Here is a 12012-nt window from a genome sequence, read left to right on the forward strand (position 1 = left end):
AACATGTTCGAACCCTATAAAACAAGCACAGAGTGACACACCGCAACACCCTGTTATTTAGTCCGCTTCCACGCATCCCGTACCTGTTCCGCCGTCACCGGCGCAGCCTGGTTCCCCCAGCTTCCACGCAGATAGCTCATCAGATCGGCAGTCTTCTGATCGTTGAGCACCCAGCCATAACCCGGCATAACGATCGCCGTGGCATGTTGGGTGACCGGCGTGTGAGCGCCTTCCAGCACCACGCGCAAGGCGGTCAGCGGATTTTCCGCCGTCACCGACAGATTACCCGCCAGAGCAGGTATTACGTTGTCGCTCCCCTCCCCCTTATTGCCATGGCAAGTTGAGCAGTACATCGCATAGGTCTGCCCGCCAGAAGCCATGCTCGCGCTTGATGCCGCCATGGTTGCTACAGGTTTCGGTGCTTCTATCTCCAGGCTGTGTACATACTGCGCGATAGCCTTTAAATCGTCATCACTGAGATATTGTGTGCTGTGCGCCACCACGTCACTCATCGGCCCGGCCACAGCCGCATGTCGGCTACGGCCGCTTTTCAGCAGCGCAACCACATCATCCGGCTTCAACCCACGCAGGCTCGGTGCATACCAACCATCCAACTCTGCGCCGCTCAGGAACTCTGGGGATTGGTTATCCAGCCCTTGTTCCTGCATCGCCCAGCCGCGCGGAGTATGGCAACTGCCACAGTGACCCAACCCCTGCACCAGATAGGCGCCGCGATTCCATTGGGCGCTTTGCTTACTGTCTGGCTGATAGGTTTGGTCTTCATGGAATAACGTATTCCATACCGCTAACGGCCAACGCATGGACATTGGCCAGCTGATATCGCTTTCCCGGTTGGCAGTGTCTTGCGACGGGACTTCGTGCATCAGGTAGTCATAGAGAGCGCGCATGTCCTGTTCGCTCATTTTGGCGTAAGAGGTATAAGGCATGGCGGGATACAGGCGATGCCCATCTTTGGCCACGCCCTGCCGCATGGCACGGTCGAACTCTTCAAAGCTGTAGCTGCCAATACCTTGCTGTTTATCCGGTGTGATATTGGTGGCATAGATATCCCCCACCGGCGTTGGGAACTTCATCCCACCCGCCAGTTCCTTACCACCCGGAGCCGTATGGCAAGCCGTACAGTCCCCTGCCTTGGCCACGTATTCACCGGCGGACATGGCGTGAGCCGAGCCACCAGCCAGTAACAGCATCAGATACAACGGACGTAATGTCATACCCCCTCCTTGGCAGCCACTTTGCCGTAAGCCAGTTCATTCACTGCTCGCCAAGCCTGATCGATCGCCGAGTTGGCATACGGGCTCCAGTCGGAATCAGAATTGGCAATGACGATCTTGCCGATCGGCTGCCGCGCGGTTTCGATGATCTTTTTAGCCTCATCTTCATCATCGAACATGCCGTTGAGGAAATAGGAGTAACCATGCGACCAGCGGTTGACGGTGATCGCCTGAATATCCCGCTGATGATCAAATCCGGCATCACCTAACATGCCCTGCAACTGTTCACGGATCATCTGCTCGTGTACCTCAAACGGGGTTCCTAGCAACAGCGCTCGTCCTTTGCGCGACTGTTCACGCGGGCTCAGGCCGCTGCCGGACAAGGTCGGCACATACACCATATGCAGCCCGATAGGCTGGTTTGGATCGCGCGGGTGCTGATATCCCCCCATGCTTACCGGATAGTCCAGTTTCACCCGGCTGTAAGGCGCGGTAGGAGAATAGACTTCGTGCACCCCCAGTTTGATAAACGGCTGCCAGTTGCGGATCACCACCTTACTGTACACCAACGGCGATTTGACGTTCTGCTTCAGCGCTTCTTGCTGCTCGTGAGGCATTTCCGGGATCAGATAAGGGATCATCATATTGTAACCGGCCATCACCACCTGCCCGGCACGCACTTTGACCATCTTCTCGCCGTTGATATAGGCCACCTCGGCCTTATCACCCACGTTGGCCACGTGCAGCCCGGTGCTGTTCAAGCGTAGTTTCACCGGCGACTCTGGGCGATCCAGCTGGCTGTAATCAAACTGCGCCAGGATGACGTCGTTCATATCTTTGCCACCCGGTGCCACCGCAGGGATCAAATGACGCACCATCAGACGAGCCAGCGTAGCGTTGCCATCCGGGAAGTGGAATACATAGGGATCGTCGAGATCGGCCTGCGATTCCTCGTCCAGCGGCGGCAGGTTCATACCGCTCAAGCCTGGCAGATCACAGATGCGGGCATCGCTGCATGAGGTCGCATCAATGCCGACGGCCTGAAAATCGTTGGTGGTTTGCTGGAAATAGCGGATCGCCATTTCGCTCAGCCCCACTTTCTCACGTAGGAACTGGCTATAGCTGTGCTTGTCCAACCAGGCCACCTTCTCTTCCTGGCTCAGCCCCGGCAGGTAGTCTTTTTCGACGGTGTGCAGCGCAATCAAGGCCTGGCGATCGGCCTGCGGCAACGGGAAGTCGTTGATAAAATCTTCATAAGAGCGACCATTGAGGCGATCGCGCGGAATATCATCCGCCACCACTCGGCCCGGATCGCCACTCACCACCTTATCAACGCCAAAGTTCTGGCGATCGAAGTAGACGCCACGGCTGAGATTCAGGTCTGGGTAGAAGGTGGTGTCGAAGGCCTTTTCCATACCGTCCAGGCTAACGCCCAGATTTTTCAGCAACCCCATGGCGACCGGGCTGAAGTTGGAACGCGGCGACTGTAGCGATTCGCTGCCCCCGTAGCCAAGGAGAGTACCGTTCTCGCTGCTGAATTCGTTACGTTTGGCGTGGCCGCCAAAGTCATCATGGTTATCAATCAGCAAAATACGTTGCTGTTTGCCCTTCATCTGCTGCCAGAAACAGGCCGCCGCCAGTCCGCTGATACCAGCGCCGACGACCACCAGATCGAATTCCTCCTCGATCGGCAGGCTGCCAAAATCAAAGGTTTTGCCATCACGCCCCAGTTGGTGGGCATGTTCAAATGAGCCTGGGTGATTACCACGCAGGCCAGTTAACGCGGGTGGGTAATACAGGGTTTGATGGGCGGCTTGCGGCGATGCGCGCAGGATCTGCATCGGCGTTAGCCCGGCGGCGATGGTGATCGCCACCCCATTAAGAAAATCGCGACGGGTGATAGCCATAAAAGCGTCCTTTTATTCTTTATTATTATCAGGCCAGCCGAAGCCAGCCTGAGAGCCGCGTTATTGTGCGTATAAATCCAGCCAGATCAAGCAGATTAGTGTTTGAACATCACATGGCGAATGGTGGTGTAATCCTCCAGCCCGTACATCGACATGTCTTTGCCATAGCCAGACAGCTTCTGCCCGCCGTGCGGCATTTCGCTCACCAGCATAAAGTGGGTGTTGACCCAGGTGCAGCCATACTGCAAACGCGCGCTCAGGCGATGGGCACGCCCTACGTCACGCGTCCACAAGGAGGAAGCCAAGCCGTAATTGGAGGCGTTGGCCCAGGCCAGCACCTGCGCTTCGTCGTCGAATTCCGTCACCGTCACTACCGGGCCAAACACTTCACGCTGGACGATCTCATCTTCCTGGCGCGCGCCTGCCAACAGCGTTGGTTGGAAATAGAAGCCAGGGCCAGCGACTTTTTCACCCCCGGTGACCACCTGGATATGAGGCAGTGCTTTGGCTCGCTCAACAAAACCAATCACCCGCTCCAGATGCTGGGAAGTGATCAACGGCCCTAATTCGGTACTGCTGTCTTCCGGAGGCCCGATCTTCAAGCTGGCCACCGCTTCACCCAGCGCTTTCACCAGTTGCGGGTAAATGCCTTTTTGCGCATAGATCCGGCAGGCGGCTGTGCAATCCTGCCCGGCATTGTAAAAACCGAAGGTGCGGATACCGTCAACAACCTGCTGGATATCGGCATCATCGAAGACGATTACCGGCGCTTTGCCTCCCAGCTCCATATGGGTGCGTTTAATCCCAGGTGCGGTATGGGCAATGATATGCTCGCCGGTAGCAATAGAACCGGTAAGAGATACCATGCGCACCTTGTCATGGCCGGTCAGCACATCGCCCACGCTGGCACCACGGCCAAACAACACGTTGAGTACGCCCGGCGGAAACACGCCAGCAGCCAGTTCGGCCAGCTTGAAGGTGGTTAGCGGCGTCTGTTCAGAAGGTTTGATCACTACGCAGTTCCCCGCCGCCAACGCGGGTGCCAACTTCCAGGCGGCCATCATCAGCGGGTAGTTCCAGGGAGCAATCGAAGCCACCACACCCAGCGGATCGCGGCGGATCATCGAGGTGTGTCCCGCCAGATATTCACCGGCCGCCATACCACTCAGGCAACGGCTGGCACCGGCAAAGAAGCGGAAGACATCGGCCACCGCAGGCAATTCGTCATTCAACGCGCAGTGATAAGGCTTGCCGCAGTTGAGGGATTCCAGTTTGGCGAAGGTTTCCGCATGCTGGTCAATCACGTCCGCCAGCGCCAGTAAGTGCTCAGCACGTTCTTTCGGGGTGGTTTGCCCCCACTGTTCAAACGCCGCATCGGCGGCCAGCACGGCCTCTTCAACCTGCTGTGCGCTGGCCTCGGCCACCTGCACAATCACTTCTCCCGTCGCCGGGTTGTAGACCGGCAACTTTTCGCCCTGGCCGGTAACCAGTTGACCATTAATCAGCAGTTGGCTTTGCATAGGGTTATCCTTTGGAAATATTGGCATCAATTAAGGTGTTATTTACCGCTACCAGCGACGCTTTCTCCGCCTTTGGTCAGGTAGTACGCGCCCAGGATCGGGAACATCGTCAATACCATCACCGACAGCGCCACCACGTTGGTGATCGGCACATCACGTGGGCGGCCCAGTTGATTCAGCAGCCACAGCGGCAGCGTACGTTCGTGCCCGGCGGTAAAGGTGGTCACGATGATTTCGTCAAATGACAGGGCAAACGCCAGCATCCCCCCCGCCAACAGTGCCGAGCCCAGATTCGGCAAGATCACGTAACGGAAGGTCTGCCAGCCATCAGCCCCCAAATCCATCGAAGCTTCGATCAGGCTGTGTGAGGTACGGCGGAAGCGGGCGATCACGTTGTTGAACACGATCACCACGCAGAAGGTGGCATGGCCGATGACGATCGTCATGATCCCCGGTTCGATATTCAGCGCCTTAAACGCCGCCAGCAGCGCCAGACCGGTGACAATCCCCGGCAAGGCAATAGGTAACAGCAGCAGCAACGAAATGCTGTCCTTGCCGAAGAAGTCCCGGCGATACAGCGCCGCCGCAGCCAACGTGCCGAGCACCAGCGCAATCGCCGTGGCCAGGCAGGCAATCTGCACCGAAAGCAGTACCGCATCAATAATGTCCTGCCGCCCCGCCGCCACGCTGAACCAATGCAGGGTAAAGCCCCGCGGTGGGAAGCTGAACGCCGCGTCTTCGGTGTTGAAGGCGTACATGGCGATAATCACTATCGGGAAGTGCAGGAAGATCAGGCCACCCCAGGCGGCCAGTTTCAGCCCTAACGGCGCGCGTTCAGAGTGCATCGAAGGCCCCCAGGCGTTTCACAATCGAGAGATAAATGGCGATCAGGACGATCGGCACCAGCGTAAAGGCAGCCGCCATCGGCATATTGCCGATCGCCCCCTGTTGGGCATACACCATGCTGCCGATAAAGTAGCCCGGCGGCCCCACCAGCTGTGGCACGATAAAGTCGCCCAGCGTCAGCGAAAAAGTAAAGATAGAACCGGCTGCGATCCCCGGTACCGCCAGCGGCAGGATCACATAGCGGAACGTCTGCGATGGGCGAGCCCCCAGATCCGCAGAAGCATGCAGCAACGAAGGTGGCAAGCGCTCTAACGCCGCCTGGATCGGTAAGATCATGAACGGCAGCCAAATATAGACAAACACCAGGAAGCGCCCAAGACCGGAAGTGGATAACGTATTACCCCCTACGCCGGGAATGCTCAGAATGCTCGCCAATACCGGCTCCAGCCCCATATGTTGCAGGAACCACTGGGCCACGCCGTCTTTCGCCAGCAGCAGCGTCCAGGCATAGGCTTTAACGATGTAGCTGGCCCACATCGGCATCATCACGGCGATATAAAAGAACGCCTTCACCTTGCCGCTGGTATAGCGGGCCATGTAATAGGCGATCGGGAATGCCAATACCGCACTGGCCAGCGAAACCACCACTGCCATGGTCAGCGTACGCACGATGATGTCGTAGTTGGCCGGGTTGAACAGCGCGCTCAGGTTGGCAAAGGTCAGATCCGGCGTCACCGTCATGGTGAAATCGTCGAAGGTGTAAAAACCCTGCCACAGCAAGGTCAGCAACGAGCCCAGATACACCGCCCCAAACCACAGCAGCGGTGGCACCAGCAATAACAGCAGATACAGCGTTGGCTTGCGGTACAGGTAGGTTGAAATCGCGCGAATTTTACCGCCGGGCGCTGCCGGCTGCTCGATGCTCATGTCCATCTCACCTCTCCTCCAGCAGCGGTACCATTGCCTCTCTGGCCCAACAGGCGGTGACCGGCTGGCCGATCAGGCGCTGCTGTGCCACGGCCTGCCACTGCGGGTTAGCCTGGCTGACCAGCAGTTTCTCACCGCTGCTGAGGGCGATTTCATAGCGTGTCGCCGCCCCTTGGTAATGGATATCCTGCAAGGTGCCCTGAACCTGAACTTCCCCTTGCGTTGCGCCGCTTTGATCCAGCAGGCGGATATGCTCCGGGCGGATCGAGAAGGTGGCCGATTGCCCCAGCAACCGTTCCGCCAGTTCGCTGCGTACCACGTTGGACGTGCCGACAAACTCGGCAACAAACGGCGTTCTTGGCCGCATATACAGTTCGCGTGGCGCATCTACCTGCTCAATACGGCCATTGTTAAATACCGCCACCCGATCGGACATCGACAGGGCTTCGCTTTGATCGTGCGTGACGAAGATAAAGGTGATGCCCAATTGGCGTTGCAGCTTCTTCAACTCCCCCTGCATCTGCTCACGCAATTTCAGGTCCAACGCCCCGAGCGGTTCGTCCAGCAGCAGTACGCGTGGGCGATTGACTAATGCACGAGCCAGAGCCACGCGCTGACGCTGGCCGCCGGAAAGGTGCGCCGGTTTACGTTCAGCGGCAAACCCTAACGCCACGCTTTCCAATGCCTGATTTGCCCGGGCCAGTCGTTCACGCTTGGCAACGCCTTTCACCATCAGGCCGTAGGCCACGTTCTCCAGCACTGACATATGCGGGAACAGCGCATAGTCCTGGAACACGGTATTCACATCGCGCTGATAAGGCGGCAGATTGCTCGCCTCTTGCCCATGAATGCGGATGGAGCCGGAGCTCAGTTGCTCAAAGCCGGCAATCAACCGCAGGCAGGTGGTTTTACCCGAGCCAGAAGGCCCAAGCATGGAGAAAAACTCGCCGTCCTGTATTTCAACAGAAACCCGATCTACGGCGCGAACATCGCCGAAAATGCGCGAGACATCGATAAACTGCACAGCAATGGTCATGATGTACGCTCCAAAATGTTGCCCCTCACCCCAACCCTCTCCCACAGGGAGAGGGAGCCGTCAGGCACTCGTAGGTGAGAACAGTGGTGGTTATCTACCACCCGTAATGGCGATATAGTCCAGCAGTTCACCCAACCTCTCTCAAAGGGAGAGGGAGCCGTCAGGCACTCGTAGGTGAGAACAGTGGTGGTTATCTACCGCCCGTAATGGCGATGTAGTCCAGTTGTTCACCCCAACGCTCCCAAAGGGAGAGGGAGCCGTCTGGCGCTCGCAGGTGAGAGCAATGAGAGTTATCTACCGCCCATAATGGCGATGTAGTCCTGTGTCCAGCGGCTATAAGGGACGAACTTGCCGCCCTCGGCCTGTGGCGTTTTCCAGAAAGCAATCTTGTCGAACTGGTTGAAACCGTTGGTTTCACACCCTTTGTCGCCGAGCAAGGTGCTGGCCTTGCAGCCTGCTGGAACTGCTGGTAATGAACCAAACCAGGCAGCGACGTCACCCTGGACCTTCGGCTCCAGCGACCAGTTCATCCACTGGTAGGCGCAGCTTGGATGCTTAGCCTCGGCGTGCAACATGGTGGTATCTGCCCAGCCGGTAACCCCTTCTTTCGGGAATACGGTAGCGATAGGCTGGCCTTCGCCTTTCAGGGCGTTGGCCTGGTATGGCCAGGCGCTGGAGGCCACCACGCCTTCGTTTTTGAAATCGCTCATCTGTACCGAGGTGTCATGCCAGTAACGGTGGATCAGCGCGTGCTGGCTGCGCAGCAGTTTCAGTGCCGCCTGATACTGCTCTTCGTTCAGTTGGTAAGGGTCGGTGATGCCAAGCTGGGGTTGAGTCGCTTTCAGGAACAGTGCCGCATCGGCGATATAGATTGGGCCGTCGTAAGCCTGCACCCGGCCCTGATTGGTCTTGCCGTCCGGCAGGTTTTGCTGCTGGAACACCACGGCCCAACTGTCTGGCGGCGTCGGGAAGGTTTTGGTGTTATACATCAGCAGGTTTGGCCCCCACTGATACGGCGTACCGTAGGTTTTCCCCGCCACGTTGTACCAAGGACCGTTCAACAGGCGTGGGTCGATATTCTTCCAGTTAGGGATCAGCGCGGTATTGATTGGCTGCACGCGTTTGCCGAAGATCAGGCGCAACGACGCATCGCCAGAAGCGGTCACCAGATCGTAACCGCCTTTCGCCATCAGGCTGACCATTTCATCCGAGGTCGCGGCGGTTTTCACATTCACCGCACAGCCGGTCTGTTTCTCAAACTGGGTCACCCAGTCGTAGTTCTTGTCGGACTGACCACGTTCGATGTAACCGGGCCAGGCGATGATGTCCAACCGCCCTTCCCCTTTGCCCAACTGCTGCGGCGTATCAGCAGCCTGAGCCATACCGCAAAGGATCGTCATACAGAGCGCGGTGACTGTGGTGATTGCGTGTGTTTTTCCCATCGTAATTACCCCTGTGTTGCAGTAGATATGCGGCAAGGAACGGTTGCCGCCGATTTTTTATCGGCCGTGTGGTTAGAAGGAAGCCTTGAACTTCGCCATCACGTGCCGGACAACGCTGTAATCCTGTAATGAATCACTGGAGAGATCTTTGCCGTAGCCGGAGCGCTTTAAGCCACCGTGGGGCATTTCGCTCGCCAGGGTAAAGTGGGTATTGATCCAGGTGCTGCCATATTGCAAATGCGCCGCGATATGCAGCGCGCGGTCGATATTCTGTGTCCAGACCGAGGAGGCCAGACCGTATTCGGAGTCATTGGCCCAGGTCACCGCCTGCTCCAGGGTGTCGAAACGCGTCACGCTGACCACCGGGCCAAACACTTCACGCTGGACGATTTCATCGGTTTGCAGGCAGCCAGCCAATAGCGTGGGCTGGTAGTAAAAGCCGGGGCCAGAGTGCGCCGCCGCGCCAGTGATCAATTCGATATGTGGCTGGCTGAGGGCCCGTTCGACAAAGCTGGCCACCCGGTCACGCTGGCGGCTGCTAATTAGTGGGCCAATTTCATTATCTTCGTCGCGCTTGCGGGCAAAGCGCAGGCTAGAGACTGCCTCCCCCAAAGCTTCCACCAGCTTCGGATAGATTCCTGCCTGGGCGTAAATGCGGCAGGCCGCGGTGCAATCCTGCCCGGCATTGTAGTAACCGAAGGTGCGGATACTGCTGACGACCTCATCCAGATCGGCATCGTCACAGACGATCACCGGGGCTTTACCGCCCAGTTCCAGATGGGTACGCTTGACGCTTTTGACCGCCGCCTGCAGGATTTTTTGCCCGGTAACAATATCGCCGGTAACCGAAACCAAACGAACCTGCGGATGACCCACCAGATGACTACCCACCCCTTCGCCACCGCCATAAACAATGTTCAACACGCCTGGCGGCAGGATTTCCTGCAACGCAGGCACCAAGGCCAGGATGGTCAATGGGGTATGTTCGGAGGGCTTGAATACTACGGTGTTGCCTGCGGCCAGCGCCGGAGCAATCTTCCAGGCCGCCATCATCAGCGGATAGTTCCATGGCGCGATGGAGGCCACCACACCGATCGGGTCACGCCGGATCATTGAGGTATGGCCCTCAACATATTCACCGGCCAACTGGCCTTGCTGGGTGCGCACGGCCCCGGCGAAGAAGCGGAATACGTCAATGGCTGCGGGGAGATCGTCGTTCAGTGCCTGATGGAAAGGTTTACCGCAGTTCAGCGCTTCAAGGCGCGCCAGATGTTCTGCCTGCCGTTCAATAGCATCGGCAATACGCAGCAGGATTGTTGCTCGGAAAGCGGGAGTGGTCCGTGACCAGTGGGAAAATGCCCGCTGCGCGGCGGCAACTGCGTGACCCACCTGAGTTGGCGTTGCCTCGGCAATGGAAACCAGAGTTTCACCGTTGGCAGGATTAACAATGGTCTCCTGGTGGCCTTCACCCTCGACCGATTCGCCGTTAATGAATTGCCGACAGGACAAACCTGAAACCAACTGTAACTCTGCCATTGCGCCGCCTCATGTGACAAAAACGTTAACTAAATGTGATAAGTTAGTTTTAATCAGACTAAGCGAGCGCACTGCGGACAACAAATTCTAAATACTGAAGGCAGCGTTCGATTAAATCGAAGGCTTGAGGCCAGTCATGTTCGTTTTGCTGTTCTCCCGCGCAATGGTGAGGAATGGCGTCACCAATTCAGGCCGTGCGCTGCCACGCCGCCACGCCAGACCGATATCCAGCGGTTCCAGCAAATCCACCAGCTTGCGCGCTTCAATCATATTGCCTTCCAACGACCAGGCGCGGTAAGCCATATCCGGCAGGATGGCAATGCCCATGCCCGCCGCCACCAGGCTGCGCACCGCTTCGGTGGAGGCAGTTTTCATGGCGATCTCCGGCTTCAGGCCCGCTCTCCCCCAGATACGCCGGGCATGAACGTCCATTTCATCAACGTTGAGTTGGATCAGCGGCTGTTTGGCAACGTCTGCCAAACCGATGCTTTCGTGCTCCAGCAGCGGATGCAGCGGCGGCAGCCACAGGCGATACGGGGAGTGCATCAGCACTTCGGTCTGTAAGGCATCGCGGTCTTCAATGTTCGACAGGATCAGCACCCCGATATCAATTTCACCGCTCACCAGCAAATGCTCGATATAGGGCCGTTCGTCCTCAATCACCTGGATGGTCACGTTGGGATAGGCAGACTTGAAGCGCTTGAGCAGCTCAACCAGGAAATACCCCGCCACCAGGCTGGTGACGCCGATGGTCAATTTGCCACTCAGGCTTTCGGTGCCTAGTTGCAGGCTGCGCTTGGCATTATCCACCGTTGCCAGGATCAGATACGACTGGCGCAGGAACTGGTGCCCCTGGTGGGTCAGGTTCATTCCCTTGGCGTGACGTTCAAACAACCGCACACCAATGTCGGTTTCCAACTGCTGGATCGCCAGCGTAAGCGAAGACTGTGACACAAACACCGCCTGCGCCGCCGCCGAGATCGACCCGGTTTCGGCCACGGCAATAAAATGGCGGATTTGGCGTAACGTCATCATGGTAACAACCTCAAACAAAACAGTTGGTTTGAGTGTAGATGCTCACCGGAAAGCCATCAGGAAATGTGTGAAAAACGCGATATCGTTCGCTTTTTTAGAACGCAAATAGGGAGGCAGTGCACAAAAACAACAAAGGCGCAGCTAAGCCGCGCCTTTGTTGTGAGCCTGTTGGCTTGTCAGCCGAATGATTAAATCGCTTCTTCGTCCTGCTCGCCGGTACGGATACGCACCACACGGGCCACGTCGAAGACAAAAATTTTACCGTCGCCGATTTTACCGGTCTGCGCCGTCTGCATGATGGTTTCCACACAGGTGTCCACGATATCGTCAGCCACTACGATCTCGATTTTAACCTTTGGCAGGAAGTCGACCATATACTCGGCACCACGGTACAGTTCGGTATGGCCCTTCTGGCGACCAAAGCCTTTCACTTCTGTCACCGTCATGCCGGTGATGCCGACTTCGGCCAGTGCTTCACGCACGTCATCCAGTTTGAAGGGCTTGATAATCGCGTCAATTTTTTTCATT

10 protein-coding genes are annotated in these 12012 nt (G+C 57.3%); all 10 read right to left on the bottom strand.

Going from position 1 to position 12012, the window contains the following annotated elements; translation table 11 throughout:
* Positions 1–53 precede the first annotated feature (53 nt).
* The 10 genes from N6G83_RS27020 to glnB all read right to left on the bottom strand — a co-directional run bounded on the left by N6G83_RS27020 (position 54) and on the right by glnB (position 12011).
* Positions 54–1235 (bottom strand): cytochrome c, encoded by a 1182-nt coding sequence (locus tag N6G83_RS27020; protein WP_211134448.1) that lies wholly within the window; start codon positions 1233–1235, stop codon positions 54–56.
* Entirely contained in the window at positions 1232–3142 is a 1911-nt protein-coding gene (locus N6G83_RS27025) for an NAD(P)-binding protein (protein ID WP_211134449.1), read from the bottom strand. The genes N6G83_RS27020 and N6G83_RS27025 overlap by 4 nt, the downstream gene beginning before the upstream one ends.
* Before the next feature lie 95 nt (positions 3143–3237).
* Positions 3238–4662, bottom strand: coding sequence for an aminobutyraldehyde dehydrogenase (gene patD, locus N6G83_RS27030; RefSeq protein ID WP_098930043.1), 1425 nt, complete (start codon positions 4660–4662; stop codon positions 3238–3240).
* Positions 4663–4700: 38 nt separating this feature from the next.
* On the bottom strand, positions 4701–5507 hold the full coding sequence (locus N6G83_RS27035; protein WP_021178881.1) for an ABC transporter permease: 807 nt from the start codon (positions 5505–5507) through the stop codon (positions 4701–4703).
* Positions 5497–6441 (bottom strand): ABC transporter permease, encoded by a 945-nt coding sequence (locus N6G83_RS27040; RefSeq protein ID WP_021807702.1) that lies wholly within the window; start codon positions 6439–6441, stop codon positions 5497–5499. Before N6G83_RS27040 ends, N6G83_RS27035 begins: the two co-directional genes overlap by 11 nt.
* Position 6442: 1 nt before the next feature.
* Positions 6443–7471 carry an ABC transporter ATP-binding protein gene (locus N6G83_RS27045; protein WP_021178883.1) on the bottom strand — a complete coding sequence of 343 codons (1029 nt, stop codon included), beginning with the start codon at positions 7469–7471 and terminating at the stop codon, positions 6443–6445.
* A gap of 290 nt (positions 7472–7761) precedes the next feature.
* On the bottom strand, positions 7762–8913 hold the full coding sequence (gene ydcS / locus N6G83_RS27050; RefSeq protein WP_024529363.1) for a putative ABC transporter substrate-binding protein YdcS: 1152 nt from the start codon (positions 8911–8913) through the stop codon (positions 7762–7764).
* A 72-nt stretch (positions 8914–8985) separates the two neighbouring features.
* Positions 8986–10449, bottom strand: a complete 1464-nt coding sequence (locus tag N6G83_RS27055; RefSeq protein WP_065686622.1) for a gamma-aminobutyraldehyde dehydrogenase — start codon at positions 10447–10449, stop codon at positions 8986–8988.
* 111 nt (positions 10450–10560) lie between these two features.
* Complete coding sequence (locus N6G83_RS27060; RefSeq protein WP_021178886.1) at positions 10561–11484, bottom strand: LysR substrate-binding domain-containing protein; 924 nt, start codon at positions 11482–11484, stop codon at positions 10561–10563.
* Positions 11485–11672: 188 nt separating this feature from the next.
* Complete coding sequence (gene glnB, locus N6G83_RS27065; RefSeq protein WP_004847623.1) at positions 11673–12011, bottom strand: nitrogen regulatory protein P-II; 339 nt, start codon at positions 12009–12011, stop codon at positions 11673–11675.
* Position 12012 lies beyond the last annotated feature (1 nt).

This window comes from Serratia sp. PL7 (genome assembly GCF_945957435.1).

Bases quoted from the DNA above. Each gene is read 5' to 3' on its own strand.
- N6G83_RS27020 (WP_211134448.1), bottom strand. From the start codon at position 1,235: ATGACATTACGTCCGTTGTATCTGATGCTGTTACTGGCTGGTGGCTCG.
- N6G83_RS27025 (WP_211134449.1), bottom strand. From the start codon at position 3,142: ATGGCTATCACCCGTCGCGATTTTCTTAATGGGGTGGCGATCACCATC.
- patD (WP_098930043.1), bottom strand. From the start codon at position 4,662: ATGCAAAGCCAACTGCTGATTAATGGTCAACTGGTTACCGGCCAGGGC.
- N6G83_RS27035 (WP_021178881.1), bottom strand. From the start codon at position 5,507: ATGCACTCTGAACGCGCGCCGTTAGGGCTGAAACTGGCCGCCTGGGGT.
- N6G83_RS27040 (WP_021807702.1), bottom strand. From the start codon at position 6,441: ATGGACATGAGCATCGAGCAGCCGGCAGCGCCCGGCGGTAAAATTCGC.
- N6G83_RS27045 (WP_021178883.1), bottom strand. From the start codon at position 7,471: ATGACCATTGCTGTGCAGTTTATCGATGTCTCGCGCATTTTCGGCGAT.
- ydcS (WP_024529363.1), bottom strand. From the start codon at position 8,913: ATGGGAAAAACACACGCAATCACCACAGTCACCGCGCTCTGTATGACG.
- N6G83_RS27055 (WP_065686622.1), bottom strand. From the start codon at position 10,449: ATGGCAGAGTTACAGTTGGTTTCAGGTTTGTCCTGTCGGCAATTCATT.
- N6G83_RS27060 (WP_021178886.1), bottom strand. From the start codon at position 11,484: ATGATGACGTTACGCCAAATCCGCCATTTTATTGCCGTGGCCGAAACC.
- glnB (WP_004847623.1), bottom strand. From the start codon at position 12,011: ATGAAAAAAATTGACGCGATTATCAAGCCCTTCAAACTGGATGACGTG.